The following is a 17,979-nucleotide window of genomic DNA, read 5'->3' on the forward strand; positions in this document are numbered from 1 at the left end:
TCGTCGGAATTAATGAGGACAGTTAAATGAGTAAACATCGTGAAGTTATTCAAAAATTATATTTTACCGATTTGGCGAATCACCGTTATCAATTTAATGGGCTTTCAACAACGGCGCCCAGCTACTATGACGATTTTCAACAGACAGAAACACAAAATACGAATGGCCAATTTTCTTTAAACGTTTATACGGTTCAAGAAGCCCGGCTATACTTTGAGACGGATGATGACCGCAGTGATTTTATTGAAATCTTGGATCGCTTTATTGGCATGGATTTTATCACTGAAAAGAGTGATGAGCGTGGCATGATTGGCGTTGGGGATGGTTGGCAGCCGCAACAGCAAAAGGATGGCAGTTTAGTCATTAGAGTTAGGCTACGATAGTTGTCAACCGGTTTCTTTCACATGTTTTTCAGGGTGCGTTGATGTTTACGAATTTTCTTTATAGCCCAGTCATAGTGACTAGCGGTTGACGAAACACAGTAGCTGCCAAGCGAGGTAGTTCCAGTCCAATCGAAAAATTGTTTGGTAAACAGTGCTTCGTTGGAAAACTGATCAATTTCTACCATGACAGCTGCATGACTCTTTGTGACAAGGTCTTTAGCTTCTGTCAATGGTGTGGTTTGGTGCTGCTGCCAAAAAGTCACGTTCATGGTACCATAGGTTTTCCATGTATATGGTTTTGGAAGAAATGGCGTGGGGCGATGGTCATAAAAGTTGGCATTAATCCACTTAATGAGCAACTGGTGCCATTCATACAGGTGGATGAGAACATCACGGACATTGCGATCCCGGTCTTCAAATAGGAAGGTTGCTTGTTGCTGTTCGGGGGTTAACTGATCAATGAGTGTTGTCAATTTCTTAAATTTAAACTCGGATTGTTGCAGTAATGCGGCTTTATTTTGGGGGCGGGACATCATTATCACCTCGTTGTTTGTTTTGATTGTTTGTTAGTTATTATGTTTATGATACTAAAACGCCTGTTTGAGGGCAATTAAATCGGATGGTGTTGGCCGAAAAGTAGTAGGCTTAAAAGCGAGAAACTCATTCGGATGTTCAGGTCTTGAGTATTTGGATAAGGTTCTTACAAGGCTGACAGTTGCTTTTCAATAGGGAATCATTGTGATTACAAAAATGGGATCAAGACTGGATAACATGATCGTTATCTCGTCTCGATCCCATTTTTTGTTAATTTAAAATTAAATTTCCAGATGATTATTAACCATCAATATCACTAAAGAAGCCTAATAATTCTTCTTTGGTCATGTTGTCCTTTTCATCGCCAGAGACATCGTATGTGATTTTTCCGTGATCCAAAACGATTAGCCGGTTACCATATTTGAGGGCATCATCCAAATGGTGGGTGATCATTAAGCAAGTCAGATGATTTCGGGTAATCTGGTCGTTGGTGGCCGTCATTAATTCCTGCGATGTTTGGGGGTCAAGCGCAGCAGTATGCTCATCGAGCAGCATCATTTCCGGCCGTTTAATCGTAGCCATTAAGAAGCTCAAGGCCTGGCGCTGACCACCGGATAATTTACCGGTCGCCGTGTCCAGCCGCTGTTCAAGACCATTGTTCATGACGGATGTAATTTCTTTGAACTTTGCCATATTTTGTTTTAAATGACGAGGGCCTAAGCCCCGGTGTTGACCACGTTTCTCGGATAATAGAAGATTTTCGGCAACTGTCATCCGGGGGGCAGTCCCCATTTTAGGATCTTGGAAGACTCGGCTTAGAAAACGGGTTCGGCGTTCAACTGACATGTTGGTAATATCTTTACCATGCAGGAGAATTTGACCTTCCGCAATTTGAAGGTTACCGCCAATCACGTTGAACAAGGTGGATTTACCGGCACCGTTGGAACCAAGAATTGTAATAAAATCTCCTGGGTAAATTGCCAGATTGACGTGATCCATAATATTGATCTGTTCAGGCGTTCCTTGATTAACGGTGACGACAATGTCTTTTAGTTCAAAAATCGGCTCAGTCATGATTACTTAACCCCCTTTGCAACGTATGGCGGATGCGGAACCGCTTTTCCAGAACTGGGAACATCATGAAGATGGCCAGGACAATCGCTGAAATTAAGTTCAGGTCGTTGGCGTTGAAGCCCAGCTTGAGCACAATTAAGATAACAAAGCGGTAGAGAATACTCCCAATTGTAACCGCCATGAGTCGTTCGTTCATGGTTAAATCGCCAAAGATGACTTCACCAATAATGATGGAAGCCAAAGCCACCACGATAACACCGATTCCCATGTTGACATCTGAGAAACCGTTGTTTTGAGCCACCAGAGCACCGCCTAAAGCAATTAAGCCGTTGGAAACGCTAAGCCCCATGATCTGCATGGCATCCGTGTTAATTCCAAGTGAACGCGCCATGGTTGGGTTATCACCAGTGGCAATGAAAGCTTGACCCAAATTGGTTTGTAAGAAATAAATAATCAATAACGTCACAACCACAACGAAGGCAATGCCAAGAACGACACTGTCAAAGTAAGGGGGCAGTGATTCTAAAAATGAATTCTTTAACAGGGAAGATTTACCAAATAATGATAAGTTTGCCCGTCCCATAATTCGGAAGTTGATTGAGTAGGCAGCGGTCATTACCAAGATTCCTGCCAAGAGGACCGGAATGTGACCCTTTGTGTAAAGAATCCCGGTGACAAAGCCCGCAGCCATGCCGACGATGAACGCAATTAAGGTTGACGTAAATGGTGAAAATCCTTGATAGATTGCAGAGACACAGGCGGCTGCCCCCATTGGAAAAGTGCCTTCAACGGTCATGTCGGGAAAATCGAGAATTCTAAATGTTAAAAATAGTCCAATACCGACAATGCCCCAGAGGAGCCCCTGGCCGATGGCAGATACGATGATACTCATTTGACTAATTCTCCTTTAGATTGGGCTTCTTTTAACAGGTTGGCTGGAATCTTAATGTTTAACTTCTTAGCCTGCTTTTCGTTGATAATTAATTTACCATGACGGAAGAATTTGATTGGCGTAGTGGCTGGCTTTTGGCCCTTCAAAATTTTGGCACTCATCTTACCGGTTGCAACACCTAATTGATATTGATCAATCCCGTAAGTAGCGATTCCACCGGCTTTAACCATCGTATCAACGGCTGGAAAGACCGGCACTTTAGCTTTATCAGCTGCTCCAATCAAGGTTGGCATGGCACCGGCAATTGTGTTGTCAGTTGGCACATAGATCGCATCAACGGCTGAGGCAGCTTGTTCAGCAACCTGATTCAAATCGTTGGTATTAGCAATCGAGTAGGCCTTCAGTGGAATCTTTTCTTGTTTGCAGAGTTGAACGAATTTTTTGTATTGGGCAACGGCTGAATCATCGCTGGATGTGTAAATAATACCCAATCGTTTTAGCTTTGGCATGAATTGTTTAATTAAACCAAGTTGTTCCTTTAATGGTGCTTGATCAGAAACCCCAGTGATATTGCCGCCGGGCTTTTGGTTATTCTTCACTAAGCCGGCACCCTTAGGATCGGTAATGGCACCTAAAATAACCGGTGTCTTGCCCATTGTATTTGCCAATGATTGTGCTGATGGTGTGGCAATCCCAATCGTTAAATCAGCATTTTCATTGGCAAACTTGGAACTCATTGTCTTCAAATTACCTTGGTCGTTTTGTGCATTTTGAAAATCAATCTTGATATTCTTGCCGGGTTTATAACCTTCATCTTTCAAACCAGCAAGGATGCCTTTATGAATGGCGTCTAAAGCAGGGTGGGACATCAGCTGTAAAATCCCGACGGTTGGCTTTTTCTGGGTCTGTTTCTTAGCGGTTCCTTGAAATAGGGCAAATCCTAAAATTGCAAATAACACGACAATTACTGAAAGAATCAAATATTTTTTCTTCATTGCAAACACTCCTCAAATAATTTATGAATCAAATAACACCTCAATAAATAATGGCGAACAAAAAACGAGCATTCCGGATTTTGACCGAAATACTCGTTAATAACATCGGCCTGTCCGGAATCATCTGCACAGACCGTTTCGTTTTCCGAAAAGATTGCCGGCACAGATGCGTTCATGATCGCATGCTTAAGATCAAGTCGCATCTATGTCGATGTGACTTGTTACCGGCTTTGCCAAATAAGATAATGCTTGACTGTCATCGCAATCTTTCCTTTCGTGTAGAATGACTTAATTCTAAATGATTGACGTGAATCCGTCAAGAAAATCCCGTTGAATTGGTTATTTTAAGAAGGCATGGTATTTACTGAGAACCCGATCAACTAGTTCAGCTGATGCTCCGCTATATTTCTCGGGATTGAGCATTTCTCGAAGAGTTGGTTCATCAACGTCAGCCGTGACTCGTTTATCGGCCAGCAGTAAGTCCAAAAGCGGCTTCTTTTCTTCGAACGCCTTCATGGCATTTTCATAGATGACTTCGTGGGCATTTTGACGACCAAGGTAACGACCCAGATCGAGCATCACCCGTTCCGAAACAATCAGGCCCTTAGTTTCAAAGAGATTATTTTTGATATTATCTTTATGAACGATCATTTGATTCAGCACGTCATTTAACATTTTCATCGCGGTGCTCAAGTTGATGCAAATTTGCGGCAGGTATGACCAATCTGATTGCCAAAATGTCATGTCGCGTTCGTGTTCCTGCATCATCGAAGAAAAGCCCAACGTTGCGTTTGCTTGAATAATCCGGGTGAGCGATACGATATTTTCACACTTCATTGGATTTCGTTTTTGTGGCATTGTGCTGGAGCCGACTTTTCCCATTGTGAATCCTTCTTCAATCTCACCAATTTCGGTTCGCTGGAGATTAATGATTTCATTGGCAACTCGAGCGATGGTTCCGGCAATCATGCTGATGATACTGGCAAATTCCGCAAAGCCGTCCCGCGAAACGTGCCAGGTAATTGTTGGCGTTTCTAACCCTAACAAATCGCAGAAAGTTTTTTGAACGGCTAATCCTTTGTCACCAAGGGAGGCCAATGTTCCGGCTGCGCCGCCAAGTTCCCCAACCAGATAACGTTTTTGCCCATCCTTAATGCGATCCAAGTGATTACCAAATTCGTTTGCCCAGATCGCGATCTTATAGCCTAAGGTGATGGGAACAGCTGGTTGTCCGTGCGTCCGACCAGCCATGATAAGGGTGCGATACTTTTTAGCCTGTTTAAGACTGGAAGTCAGTAATTCCTGAAGTTGCTTAACGATAAGCTGCTGGGCGTCCTTTAACTGTAAGACCAGCCCGGTATCGGTGATATCCTGAGTGGTTGCACCCCAATGGACATAGCCGCCTGCTTCTGGTGAAAGTGATTTTGCAAAGCTTCTAATTTGAGGCATTAGGGGATGGGCAGTTTTCTTAAAGCCTTCGCGGACCTCACTCATATTAATATTTTGATAGTTTGCTTTCTCAGCAATCTCCTTGGCAGCTGCTTTGGGGATAATCCCCTCGGCCGCTTCAGCTTCTGCTAATGCTGCCCAAGTGTCGAGCCACTTCTGAATTTGTGCTTGATCGGAGAAGATGTGGCGCATTTCTTCTGTGCCGTATTGATCCTTGAATAATTCTGAATCAATCATGCTGGATGCCAAAATTGTCACTCCTTTATTATTATCTCACTAGCCATGAAACTCTTATTTCAAGGTAGTTCAACAAGTAGGGGTGAGTCAAGCTCGCGACTCTGAAAAATGGATAGTGAATTTGTGCACAAAATCTTTAAAAAGTTATTCCAATTGTATAAGGAAGGGTTTATGATGATATTAATTGATGATCATCTAGGCATCAATAGTTAATATTAATGGAGGATTCAAGTTATGAGAGGAAATTATCACATCGGTCTCGATATCGGGACATCTTCAATTGGTTGGGCGGTAATCGATGACAACGCCAAGGTCATGCGTGCCAAGGGGAAAACAGCGATTGGCGCGCGACTGTATAATGAAGGTCAAACTGCCGCGGATCGTCGACTGTTTCGGACAACCCGCCGTCGACTCAATCGGCGAAAGTGGCGACTAAAGCTGTTGGATGAAATTTTTGATCCATACATAACACCGGTAGATGCGGCCTTTTTTGCTCGGTTGAAGCAATCAAACTTATCACCCAAGGATCAGAACCGCGACTGGACGGGATCAATGTTGTTCCCAGATCGCACTGATCGTAAATTTCACAAGGATTATCCGACAATTTATCATTTACGTCACAAATTGATGACTGAAGATCACCAATTTGATATTCGTGAGATTTATTTAGCGATTCATCACATTGTTAAGTATCGGGGAAACTTTTTAAACACTACGCCTGTGAGTTCATTTAGTGTCTCAGACGTAAAATTCGATGAACAATTTGACCGGTTGAACGAATTATACGCGGCGGTTTCACCCGACGAACCGTTTGCGATTAATGGCGATAACAGTAAAGCAATTGAAACCCTGCTTCTTAGTGACGAGACAAAAAAGTTCGACAAGCAGAAACAGTCAGCTAAGTTGATCTTGTCAGAAACCGGCGATAAAGCGCTCGATAAAGAAAATACAAAAGTGGCGACTCAGATTAGTAAGGCCATTCTTGGCTATAAAACGCAACTCGACGTCCTGCTCAAATACGATGCAATTAATTCTTCGGCTTGGAAAATTGAGCTGGACGATGAAAACATTGACGATACGTTGCCTGGCTTGTTATCCCAGTTGGATGAGAATCGTCAGGAAATGGTTTCAATCATTCAGAATCTCTATGCGCAAGTTACTTTAAATCAGATTGTGCCCAATGGGATGTCATTGTCTGAATCAATGATTGAAAAATATAACGCTCACCGTGATCACTTGAAGCTACTCAAACAGCTCGAGGATAAGATTGACGATCCGAAAAAGAAAAAGGGCTTGGAAGCCGCCTATGACGCTTATGTTGGTAAAAACATGAAAGTGGCCAATCAAGATGTCTTTTACGCCAGTGTTAAAAAGAACTTGGATGATTCAGATCTTGCTAAGCAAATTGCTGACCTCATTGAGGCACAAAAATTTATGCCAAAGCAGCGAACTTCGCAAAATGGGGTTATTCCGCATCAGCTTCATCAACTTGAACTGGATCAAATTATTGAAAACCAGAGTAAGTATTATCCATGGTTGACGGCTGCTAATCCAAATCCAAAACGAATTCACCAAGCTAAATACAAACTTGATGAGTTGGTTGCGTTCAGAATTCCATACTACGTCGGCCCATTGGTAACCCCTGAAGAGCAGGAGAAGTCGGCAAATCAGGTGTTTGCCTGGATGAAACGCAAGCAGCCCGGCACGATTACGCCATGGAACTTTGATCAAAAAGTTGATCGAATGGCATCGGCTAACCGATTTATTCGCCGAATGACGACCAAAGATACTTATTTGATTGGTGAGGACGTGTTGCCGGACGCCAGTTTAATTTACGAACGGTTTAAGGTCTTGAATGAGCTAAACTTGGTAAAAGCTAATTATCATCGGCTGGCACCTGCTCAAAAGCAGGCTGCTTACCGCGATTTGTTTGAGAATCAAAAATCAATTAGTACGAAGAAACTTCAAAATTACTTGGTTGACCAAGGATATTTTACAGCCAAACCAAAAATTACCGGTTTATCTGATCCAGAGCGATTTAATTCATCATTGGGAACCTATATTGATTTCAAAGAAATTTTCGGTGATCAAGTGGATAATCCGGACCGTCAAGATGATTATGAGAAGATCATTGAGTGGTCAACGGTATTTGAAGACCGCCAGATTTATGAAGCCAAGCTGCGAACACTGGACTGGCTCACCGAAGATCAAATTCAAGCGTTGAAGACAAAGCGATATAACGGCTGGGGTCGGCTTTCCAAGAAATTGTTAACGGGGATTGTTGACGAAAATGGTGAGCGAATTATTGACGTTCTCTGGAATACCAACCAGAACTTCATGCAGGTTCAATCACAGGAATCATTTGCTAAACGGATTCATGAAGCCAATGCCAAGCAAATGAAAGTCACCGGTGTTGAGGACATTTTGGCTGATGCCTATACTTCACCACAAAATAAAAAAGCCATCCGACAGGTTATTCGGGTGGTTGATGATATTCAAAAGGCAATGGGTGGTGTCGCGCCAACGTCGGTTTCAATTGAGTTTACTCGGTCGGAAGATCAAAATCCGCGTCGAACGCAATCACGTGAAAGTCAATTGCAAAATACGTTTAAGGTGGACGCCAAAGAAATCGTTGATAGTGATTTGGTAACAGAGTTGGAGACGGTTTCTAAGAGTAAAAAAGGACTAACTGATCGGCTCTATCTGTACTTCACCCAGCTTGGTAAAGATATGTATACGGGCGATCCATTGAATATCGATGAATTGAGCACTTACGATATCGATCATATTTTGCCACAAGCCTTTATTAAAGATGATTCTTTGGACAACCGGGTTCTCGTCAGTAAAGCGGTCAATAACGGTAAGTCCAACAATGTACCAGTTAAGCTGTTTGGCGGTAAAATGGGTGGCTTCTGGAAAGAATTAGCGGATCATCGACTGATCAGCAAACGAAAATTGAAGCATCTGCTGACGGATCCAGACACAATTGATAAATACACCATGCGTGGCTTCATTCGTCGGCAACTGGTTGAAACAAGTCAGGTTATCAAACTGGTTGCTCAAATTTTGGGTGATAAGTACCAAAATGATGACACCAAGATCATTGAAGTGACCGCAAAAATGAATCATCAGATGCGGGAAAACTTTAAGCTAATCAAGAATCGTGAAGTCAATGATTATCATCATGCTGTGGATGCTTATTTGACAGCCTTTGTGGGCCAATATTTGTATAAACGATATCCTAAGTTGCGGCCATATTTTGTTTATGGCAATTTCAAAAAATTCAACGAAGATCACGTGTCGTTCCGTTACTTTAACTTTTTGCATGAGTTAATGGACGAGAATAATAAGCGGATTGTGGAGCCGGAAACCGGCGAGGTTGTGTTGGAACGCGAGCCGGCAATTGCCTATATGAAGCGGGTCTATCACTTTAAGTTTATGCTGATTTCGCAGGAGGTGTATACGCGAAGGGATGCTATGTTTAATCAGACGATTTATCCGGCGAAGGAAGCGAATAGAAGAAAATTAATTGCGATCAAGCATGGCAAACCAGTTGATGTTTATGGTGGATACAGTGGTAGTGTGGACGCTTATATGGCGATAGTTCGAATTCATGATAAGAAAGGAGACAAGTATAAAGTTGTTGGGGTTCCGATGAGAGCGTTGGAAATTTTAAATGCGACTCATGATAAAAAGGACTATGACGCCAAGTTAAAACAAATTCTTGTTCCGAAGTTTACCAAGGTTAAGAAGAGTCGGAAGACCGGTGAGATTACTAAGAAGGTTGAAGATTTCGAGATTGTTCTTGGCAAAGTGATGTATCGACAGCTGGTAATTGACGGTGATAAGAAGTTTATGGTGGGCAGTTCAACTTATTTGTATAACGCAAGGCAACTCGTACTTTCAGACAGTTCTCTTGACACTTTGGCAAGCAAAGGGACTCTTGATTCTGATGCAGATTCTAAAAGGCTAGTTGCTGTTTATGATGAAATAGTCGAAAAAGTTGATAAATATTTTCCACTTTATGATAAAAATGCGTTCCGAAGTGGTCTGCATAAAGGACGCGACAAGTATTTGCTGTTGCCAAATCGAAGTACCTTTAATGGCGCAAAAAAGGTCCATAGTGGCAAAAGAGAAATACTAAACGAAATTTTGAATGGATTACATGCAAATGCAACATTGGGAGGTTTGAAAGATTTGAAAATTTCAACTCCGTTTGGAAAAATGCAAGGTCAAAGCGGAATTCCATTGTCATCCAATACTATTATTTGTTATCAATCACCAACTGGTCTTTTCGAACATCGAGTTTCGTTGAAAGATTTGTAAGCAAAAAGGAATCGTTCATCGATGAAGATGAACGATTCCTTTTCTTTATGTACACCCATAAGGGTTTCACCAATAATGGTGTGTAGAAACTCCGCGCTTACACGCATTGCTTGATTTTAACTCAGACTGTCGAATCAATAATGTTTAATCTGTTGGGAGCGACCCAACAAAGTCATAATAACTCGTTTCAAAAGTTTTGACAAGGGGATGTTTTTATGGGATGGCGTTCAGTCATTATTTCACAGCACGCAAAATTGTCGTATTCATCGAGGAATATGGTTGTTCAAACAGACGATGGAATTAATCAAATTCCACTTGATGATATTGATTTATTATTGATTTCAACGACTCAGGCCGTTATAACGACTATGCTAATTAGTGAATTAGCTAAAGAACAAGTAAAAGTCATTTTTACAGATAATGCTAACGAACCAGTTAGCGAAACGGTTGATTATTATCCAAATAATCGAAATGTTGATTTATTAAAGAAACAGTTCAACTGGGACAAAGGACGGGAGCAATTACTTTGGACAAAGATTGTTGCCAGCAAGATTATCAATCAAATTAATGTATTGGCAATTTATGGGGTTGATAACAGAGAACTGATTGATGAATTGAATAAGCTGGAAGTTGATGATGTTACTAACCGTGAAGCCGTTGTTGCCCGCAAATACTTTCAACAATTGTTTGATAAAAGTTTTAACCGACGTGACTTCAATCCCTATAATGCGGCCATGAACTACGGCTATTCAGTTTTGCTGGCTAATGTGAACCGGGAAATTGTTTCAAATGGTTATCTAACATATTTAGGCATTCATCATCACAGTGACGAGAATCAATTTAATTTGGGGTCTGATTTGATGGAGCCGTTTCGACCAATTATTGATTACTGGTTAGCGAACCAGAAGTTTAAGGAGTTGACGCCCGACGTTAAATTTGGATTGGTGGACTTGCTTAATCTAGAATTGAAATTTAATGGTAAGCAAACCTTATTTCGAAATATGATTACTGACCATGTTCGAAATTGTCTTAAATTTTTGAGCGGCGAAAAGGATGAAGTCCAAATTGAGGTGGAATTGAAAAATGAGGTACCGAATAATGCGATTAATGGTAATGTTTGACCTGCCGGTTGAAACGAGTGAGGAACGGCGAGCTTATCGGAAGTTTCGCAAAGCATTAATAAACGAGGGTTTTCTAATGATTCAGTTTTCAGTTTATGTCCGTGTTTGTGTGACTAGACAATCCGCTGATTTTATGGAAAAACGGATTGCAGCCATTTCGCCGGATTCTGGGATCATCCAGTCGTTGATGTTAACCGAGAAGCAGTATAACGATATGCATTTTATTTTAGGAGAGCCCAAGAAAGACGTTCGAAATTCATCGGAAAGGACGATTATTCTATGAAAATTTCGTACGCTTCTCATAAACAAATTGAGGTCGCTGATGACAAGCCAACCGTGATTGCGACAAACAATCCAACTGTCTATTATGATTTGCTGACAGGTCTAAGCAGTTTTAATGAAAAGGTTAAAATCTTTGATACTGCTTATAATGAACTAGAAGTTAAGAAAGCAATTGACTGGCATGGGGATGTTGTCACTTCAGAAAATCTGACCGAGCAATATGGCTCATTATTAATGAAACAACTTGAGAAAACGTTAACTGATGATCAGCGTAAAACACTTAGCGATCTAAATGACAAATTGTATACGGCAGTTCAAGAGTCGCTGTTTATGATTGATTTACCACTAGAAGTCAAAAAAGATGATGACCTAAAACGAATGTTCAAATATTGCAAAATTCACTTTAACGCTGATGCAATGCGGGATCCCTATGCTATAATTGAATCAATTCTAAAGGTTCACTTGGAGTGCGGCGAAAAGTCATGTATCGGATTAACTAATGTCGCTCATTATCTTAATCAGGATAAGATGCATGATCTGGATACACTCATTAGCACAGTAAAAATTCCAGTGATTATGATAGAATTCACAGAAATGAAGTTTCAGACGCTTTATGGAAATGCTGAATTCTACTACTTCGACGAAGACTTCGTTGATTGGCATTCTTGATTCTTAAAATACGATTATAAAAAATCGGTTTTAGAAGACTGTTGAATCAATGATGTTTAGTCCTGGCAAACCGGTTTCTGCTTTCAAAACTGCGTTTTAGAAGACTGTTGAATCAATGATGTTTAGTCCCCTCAAGATTCGAATATTTTCCATCATACCGTTTTAGAAGACTGTTGAATCAATGATGTTTAGTCCCTGACGATAATGATGGTAATACTTACTTAGGTTTTAGAAGACTGTTGAATCAATGATGTTTAGTCCACTAACCAGCTTAAAAGAGGGTCAGTGGACGTTTTAGAAGACTGTTGAATCAATGATGTTTAGTCCGGCATCGCAGCCATTTTCTTCAAATGCATGGTTTTAGAAGACTGTTGAATCAATGATGTTTAGTCCTGATCAAATTAGTGATGACGCGTTAGCAAGGTTTTAGAAGACTGTTGAATCAATGATGTTTAGTCCCAATACGTCAACTTTAGTGTTGCGGTTAGAGTTTTAGAAGACTGTTGAATCAATGATGTTTAGTCCAAAAGATTGACGATAAGAAGCTGAGTGAATGTTTTAGAAGACTGTTGAATCAATGATGTTTAGTCCATAGAAGTGCTTATTGGCCCGGTTATGATCGTTTTAGAAGACTGTTGAATCAATGATGTTTAGTCCTCCTTATCTGTTGATTTTGTCGTTAATAATGTTTTAGAAGACTGTTGAATCAATGATGTTTAGTCCGAAAAGAAAGTTACGGGTAATCAATCACCAGTTTTAGAAGACTGTTGAATCAATGATGTTTAGTCCAACATCACTAATAAACTCGGCAAATTCAGCGTTTTAGAAGACTGTTGAATCAATGATGTTTAGTCCTTCGCTTCCGTGTGATTTTTGGGTGTACACGTTTTAGAAGACTGTTGAATCAATGATGTTTAGTCCATGAGCCATTTGTGCATAATACGGAGGTAGGTTTTAGAAGACTGTTGAATCAATGATGTTTAGTCCTTTCTCCAGAGGAAATGGCCTCTGGAGGCGGTTTTAGAAGACTGTTGAATCAATGATGTTTAGTCCAACCGGACTGCTTAAAAAGCCATCTGGCAAGTTTTAGAAGACTGTTGAATCAATGATGTTTAGTCCAAACAACTCGTGCACCTGGTGTAGAGCATCGTTTTAGAAGACTGTTGAATCAATGATGTTTAGTCCAATCTATTTATGTAACAAAAAAGCAGTCTTGTTTTAGAAGACTGTTGAATCAATGATGTTTAGTCCATGATGTTTCTGGTGCAATGGTCAAGCTAAGTTTTAGAAGACTGTTGAATCAATGATGTTTAGTCCTGACCAGATTTAGCCATTCCTGTTAGCTTAGTTTTAGAAGACTGTTGAATCAATGATGTTTAGTCCACGATATGAAGCAAGGCTTAATCAAAACATGTTTTAGAAGACTGTTGAATCAATGATGTTTAGTCCTATTCCTCCTAAAAATCAACTTTGTAAGCTGTTTTAGAAGACTGTTGAATCAATGATGTTTAGTCCGCCGTTGTCGTCCATAAAAACAGTGCCTTCGTTTTAGAAGACTGTTGAATCAATGATGTTTAGTCCAATATTTTAGCAATTCTTCCATCTCTGCTGGTTTTAGAAGACTGTTGAATCAATGATGTTTAGTCCTTAGTGAACATTAATATTGCTGAATTGCTTGTTTTAGAAGACTGTTGAATCAATGATGTTTAGTCCGAAAGTTGTTAATAATATAACTAAAATAAGGTTTTAGAAGACTGTTGAATCAATGATGTTTAGTCCCAAGCTTGTCCGCAACATAAGCGGCAGTAAGTTTTAGAAGACTGTTGAATCAATGATGTTTAGTCCCAAGACGTTTATCACAGTATGGATTCTGCAGTTTTAGAAGACTGTTGAATCAATGATGTTTAGTCCAACGTGAGAAAGATGCCCTCAACGCTGCTAGTTTTAGAAGACTGTTGAATCAATGATGTTTAGTCCATCTGTTGTATCTGGTGTGTTAGTGTCTTTGTTTTAGAAGACTGTTGAATCAATGATGTTTAGTCCATGGGAAAGTTTCTAATCAATCTGGCAAGAGTTTTAGAAGACTGTTGAATCAATGATGTTTAGTCCGCAGACCGGGTTCACTACAGCCAGCGAAACGTTTTAGAAGACTGTTGAATCAATGATGTTTAGTCCAGATTTAAAGATTCAAGAAGCAGAGTTAGAGTTTTAGAAGACTGTTGAATCAATGATGTTTAGTCCGTAAGCAAATAGCATAATTGTATTCCAGCTGTTTTAGAAGACTGTTGAATCAATGATGTTTAGTCCTTCTCATTTTTGATAATTGGAATCTGTTCAGTTTTAGAAGACTGTTGAATCAATGATGTTTAGTCCCCTCAAATGCCAATGAGATTGTTTCACTGAGTTTTAGAAGACTGTTGAATCAATGATGTTTAGTCCAATATAGGTATTGACTGGTAGTTAATGTACGTTTTAGAAGACTGTTGAATCAATGATGTTTAGTCCAAAGGTCAGGTGAATTGTAGAGCGACGTTAGTTTTAGAAGACTGTTGAATCAATGATGTTTAGTCCAGTTCGGCAAGATTTAACTGTTGGCTTACCGTTTTAGAAGACTGTTGAATCAATGATGTTTAGTCCCTTATCGGACATAGAATTCACCACCCTTAAGTTTTAGAAGACTGTTGAATCAATGATGTTTAGTCCTTAAATCTGCAATCATCGGATGGCACCCAAGTTTTAGAAGACTGTTGAATCAATGATGTTTAGTCCACGGAAAAGAGTGATCCAAATGCCTAAACTGTTTTAGAAGACTGTTGAATCAATGATGTTTAGTCCTTAAATATAAAAAAACAACTTCATCTGCCAGTTTTAGAAGACTGTTGAATCAATGATGTTTAGTCCGAGCAGAAGATTCGTGCCATTGCATTCCCAGTTTTAGAAGACTGTTGAATCAATGATGTTTAGTCCATTGGTGCTGGTAGTCCGATAAGAACTTTAGTTTTAGAAGACTGTTGAATCAATGATGTTTAGTCCTTTGGTTTTCAGACATTTTTCTTACTTCACGTTTTAGAAGACTGTTGAATCAATGATGTTTAGTCCAGTAACCAATGTGGATAAGGAGGTGTCACGGTTTTAGAAGACTGTTGAATCAATGATGTTTAGTCCAGTGGAGTGTTGCTTGATTCAATTACATTAGTTTTAGAAGACTGTTGAATCAATGATGTTTAGTCCAAATGTCAATTTAGTTTGAGTAAAATGCCGGTTTTAGAAGACTGTTGAATCAATGATGTTTAGTCCAGTCGAAGAATTGCCATGCTTAGTATCCTTGTTTTAGAAGACTGTTGAATCAATGATGTTTAGTCCGCTGCCCTTTTTATTTTTGGCTATGGGGTAGTTTTAGAAGACTGTTGAATCAATGATGTTTAGTCCAAGACAATTCTGATGAGTTAACTCCCCAACGTTTTAGAAGACTGTTGAATCAATGATGTTTAGTCCGTGGTGAAAATGTTGGTTAAAAACGTGATTGTTTTAGAAGACTGTTGAATCAATGATGTTTAGTCCGAATATCATCTGGGATACCAACGTATATCTGTTTTAGAAGACTGTTGAATCAATGATGTTTAGTCCCATTAATATCTTCGCCAACAAAAACACGTGGTTTTAGAAGACTGTTGAATCAATGATGTTTAGTCCTCATGTGGGACTATCCAGTGCCACCAGCGTTTTAGAAGACTGTTGAATCAATGATGTTTAGTCCGTTTTGGACAATTACAGCAACAAAAAGAGGGTTTTAGAAGACTGTTGAATCAATGATGTTTAGTCCGAGAAACGTTGCTTGAGGATCCCAGAGTTGGTTTTAGAAGACTGTTGAATCAATGATGTTTAGTCCACTGATGATATTAATCAAGCTATCTTCATTGTTTTAGAAGACTGTTGAATCAATGATGTTTAGTCCGGTCAGCACACTATTTACTATCATATCTGAGTTTTAGAAGACTGTTGAATCAATGATGTTTAGTCCTGCTAGTGGTTTCGGGTCGGCTTGCGGTGCGTTTTAGAAGACTGTTGAATCAATGATGTTTAGTCCAAGTAAAGCAAGGGTTCCTAAGTAACGATTGTTTTAGAAGACTGTTGAATCAATGATGTTTAGTCCCGATCCTTGAAATATAATCATAGTCCTTTAGTTTTAGAAGACTGTTGAATCAATGATGTTTAGTCCTCGAACCAATTATCGAAGTGGCGGAGAATGGTTTTAGAAGACTGTTGAATCAATGATGTTTAGTCCAGGCAGACGCACTCGCTTTGGCCGACATCAGTTTTAGAAGACTGTTGAATCAATGATGTTTAGTCCAAAAAAGCCATGGAAGAAAATACCAAGGCGGTTTTAGAAGACTGTTGAATCAATGATGTTTAGTCCAGTGGTCTAGGAACAGTTGTCGGGGTTGTTGTTTTAGAAGACTGTTGAATCAATGATGTTTAGTCCCTAAGGATAACGACATTAGTTCATTCTCTAGTTTTAGAAGACTGTTGAATCAATGATGTTTAGTCCTCATTTATTAAAATGGCGACTAATGACGACGTTTTAGAAGACTGTTGAATCAATGATGTTTAGTCCCCCGCTTTGACAATGATGCTGTCATTACGTGTTTTAGAAGACTGTTGAATCAATGATGTTTAGTCCCTTAATGGCTAATAGACTTACCGATCGCCAGTTTTAGAAGACTGTTGAATCAATGATGTTTAGTCCACCTCAGCACTCCAGCACGTGCATCCGGAAGTTTTAGAAGACTGTTGAATCAATGATGTTTAGTCCAGTGTAAGCCATATGAATTACTCAAACCAAGTTTTAGAAGACTGTTGAATCAATGATGTTTAGTCCTTTTCAATAAAAAATTAGGTTATCAGAATGTATTAGAAGACTATCGAATCAATAATGTTTAACCAGTCGGTTTAGCGAACCGATATTTAGAAGTAAAAGTACCATTTCATTTATTTTCAACCAAATTCATTCCATCCGAGGCCACACCCATGAAAAAAATCATCCAAGCCATCCTACTAACAACAATCACCATACTATCAATCATCCTCACAGCCACCACCACCCACGCCGCCAATCTCCAACCCTACATGATCCACGACCAACGCCACATTCTCACGCCAGTCCAAAAGCAACAAATCATCCAACAGAATGAGCAATGGTCTCATCAGCGTCGGCGCCAGCAAATCTGGGTTTACACGTTTAAGCAGATGCCAAGTACCATCAAGGATGACCTCAGCGACGATGATAGTACGGGCGAAATTTCAGACGATGTTTCCACGTCAATTCTGACCAAAGCCGTTAAAAGTTATACACCGGCCGATGGTGATTATGATCGGGACACAATGATCGATCAGCGGCTTTCATCTCTAACCAATCAAGTCTCAATCTTGGTGGTTTATCCACGAGGTGGTGGACAACGGGTACTTTTTATCAAAAGCGGGGATTTGCGGAGTGCGGTATCGGATTTCCAAAATTGGCGCATGAATTTGGGATTGTCTAAACAAGTTGATAGTAATACCGCATTAATGAAATATGTTCATGTTTATACGCCGTTTATTAATAAACACGTCGCCAATACTGCCATGATCAAGCAAGGGATCAGTTGGGATAATATATGGGAAATTATTTTTGGAATCTTAATTGTTTTGGGATTCATCGGAATTGTTCGATTTGTTCGGCATACACCGGGCGGTGGTGGCGGTGATAGTGATAGCAGTTTTGATGATGGTTATGTTATGGGTCGATGGATGAGGTAAGTAAAAGTCTATTTGAATCGATCACTGGGTGAATTTGTCATTCGCTTGGATAGAAAAGATTTGACCAATAGTCGTTTAATGTAATACAAACTTTTTCGTATTATATTAAACTGCCGCAGTGATAGTTCCAAACAATAACCAAAAGGGACCAATCCTTTCGAAATGGGTTGTTCGTCAACTGTTGTTGGTGAATTCAAATATTAAAGTTCTAATCATTTCGT

11 protein-coding genes and 1 CRISPR repeat array are annotated in these 17,979 nt (G+C 39.9%); of the genes, 6 read left to right on the top strand and 5 right to left on the bottom strand.

Features of this window, described 5'->3' with window-relative positions:
• Positions 1-26 precede the first annotated feature (26 nt).
• Entirely contained in the window at positions 27-383 is a 357-nt protein-coding gene (locus tag FC85_RS13810) for a hypothetical protein (RefSeq protein ID WP_057866100.1), read from the top strand.
• A gap of 17 nt (positions 384-400) precedes the next feature.
• Here FC85_RS13810 and FC85_RS13815 read toward each other — a convergent pair whose 3' ends face one another.
• The 5 genes from FC85_RS13815 to purB all read right to left on the bottom strand — a co-directional run bounded on the left by FC85_RS13815 (position 401) and on the right by purB (position 5,576).
• Positions 401-916 carry a ClbS/DfsB family four-helix bundle protein gene (locus FC85_RS13815; protein ID WP_057866101.1) on the bottom strand — a complete coding sequence of 172 codons (516 nt, stop codon included), beginning with the start codon at positions 914-916 and terminating at the stop codon, positions 401-403.
• Positions 917-1,217: 301 nt separating this feature from the next.
• Entirely contained in the window at positions 1,218-1,991 is a 774-nt protein-coding gene (locus FC85_RS13820; protein WP_057866102.1) for an ABC transporter ATP-binding protein, read from the bottom strand.
• Positions 1,984-2,883 (bottom strand): ABC transporter permease, encoded by a 900-nt coding sequence (locus FC85_RS13825; RefSeq protein WP_057866103.1) that lies wholly within the window; start codon positions 2,881-2,883, stop codon positions 1,984-1,986. The genes FC85_RS13820 and FC85_RS13825 overlap by 8 nt, the downstream gene beginning before the upstream one ends.
• Positions 2,880-3,878, bottom strand: a complete 999-nt coding sequence (trpX, locus tag FC85_RS13830) for a tryptophan ABC transporter substrate-binding protein (RefSeq protein WP_057866104.1) — start codon at positions 3,876-3,878, stop codon at positions 2,880-2,882. Before trpX ends, FC85_RS13825 begins: the two co-directional genes overlap by 4 nt.
• 339 nt (positions 3,879-4,217) lie before the next feature.
• Complete coding sequence (gene purB, locus FC85_RS13835) at positions 4,218-5,576, bottom strand: adenylosuccinate lyase (protein WP_057866105.1); 1,359 nt, start codon at positions 5,574-5,576, stop codon at positions 4,218-4,220.
• 222 nt (positions 5,577-5,798) lie between these two features.
• Here purB and cas9 point away from each other — a divergent pair, with 222 nt between their 5' ends.
• The 5 genes from cas9 (at position 5,799) to FC85_RS13860 (ending at position 17,758) form a co-directional block, all read left to right on the top strand.
• Positions 5,799-9,890 (top strand): type II CRISPR RNA-guided endonuclease Cas9, encoded by a 4,092-nt coding sequence (cas9, locus tag FC85_RS13840; protein WP_057866106.1) that lies wholly within the window; start codon positions 5,799-5,801, stop codon positions 9,888-9,890.
• Positions 9,891-10,105: 215 nt separating this feature from the next.
• The gene (cas1, locus tag FC85_RS13845; RefSeq protein ID WP_057866107.1) at positions 10,106-11,011 is read left to right on the top strand and encodes a type II CRISPR-associated endonuclease Cas1; all 906 of its coding nucleotides are present in this window, start codon (positions 10,106-10,108) and stop codon (positions 11,009-11,011) included.
• Positions 10,989-11,294: a CRISPR-associated endonuclease Cas2 gene (cas2, locus tag FC85_RS13850; protein ID WP_147008558.1), complete on the top strand. Its 306-nt coding sequence runs from the start codon at positions 10,989-10,991 to the stop codon at positions 11,292-11,294. The genes cas1 and cas2 overlap by 23 nt, the downstream gene beginning before the upstream one ends.
• Positions 11,291-11,962: a type II-A CRISPR-associated protein Csn2 gene (gene csn2 / locus FC85_RS13855; protein WP_057866108.1), complete on the top strand. Its 672-nt coding sequence runs from the start codon at positions 11,291-11,293 to the stop codon at positions 11,960-11,962. The genes cas2 and csn2 overlap by 4 nt, the downstream gene beginning before the upstream one ends.
• Positions 11,963-11,989: 27 nt before the next feature.
• Positions 11,990-16,906: direct repeats of the CRISPR family, unit length 36 nt; unit sequence GTTTTAGAAGACTGTTGAATCAATGATGTTTAGTCC.
• 84 nt (positions 16,907-16,990) lie between these two features.
• Positions 16,991-17,758, top strand: coding sequence for a hypothetical protein (locus FC85_RS13860; RefSeq protein WP_057866109.1), 768 nt, complete (start codon positions 16,991-16,993; stop codon positions 17,756-17,758).
• The last annotated feature ends 221 nt before the right edge of the window (positions 17,759-17,979 follow it).

The sequence above is a fragment of the Lentilactobacillus diolivorans DSM 14421 genome (assembly GCF_001434255.1).
Lineage (GTDB): Bacteria > Bacillota > Bacilli > Lactobacillales > Lactobacillaceae > Lentilactobacillus > Lentilactobacillus diolivorans.

What these genes read in the sequence shown, in the direction of transcription:
- FC85_RS13810 (WP_057866100.1), top strand. Translation starts at nt 27, where the DNA reads ATGAGTAAACATCGTGAAGTTATTCAAAAATTATATTTTACCGATTTG.
- FC85_RS13815 (WP_057866101.1), bottom strand. Translation starts at nt 916, where the DNA reads ATGTCCCGCCCCCAAAATAAAGCCGCATTACTGCAACAATCCGAGTTT.
- FC85_RS13820 (WP_057866102.1), bottom strand. Translation starts at nt 1,991, where the DNA reads ATGACTGAGCCGATTTTTGAACTAAAAGACATTGTCGTCACCGTTAAT.
- FC85_RS13825 (WP_057866103.1), bottom strand. Translation starts at nt 2,883, where the DNA reads ATGAGTATCATCGTATCTGCCATCGGCCAGGGGCTCCTCTGGGGCATT.
- trpX (WP_057866104.1), bottom strand. Translation starts at nt 3,878, where the DNA reads ATGAAGAAAAAATATTTGATTCTTTCAGTAATTGTCGTGTTATTTGCA.
- cas9 (WP_057866106.1), top strand. Translation starts at nt 5,799, where the DNA reads ATGAGAGGAAATTATCACATCGGTCTCGATATCGGGACATCTTCAATT.
- cas1 (WP_057866107.1), top strand. Translation starts at nt 10,106, where the DNA reads ATGGGATGGCGTTCAGTCATTATTTCACAGCACGCAAAATTGTCGTAT.
- cas2 (WP_147008558.1), top strand. Translation starts at nt 10,989, where the DNA reads ATGCGATTAATGGTAATGTTTGACCTGCCGGTTGAAACGAGTGAGGAA.
- csn2 (WP_057866108.1), top strand. Translation starts at nt 11,291, where the DNA reads ATGAAAATTTCGTACGCTTCTCATAAACAAATTGAGGTCGCTGATGAC.
- FC85_RS13860 (WP_057866109.1), top strand. Translation starts at nt 16,991, where the DNA reads ATGAAAAAAATCATCCAAGCCATCCTACTAACAACAATCACCATACTA.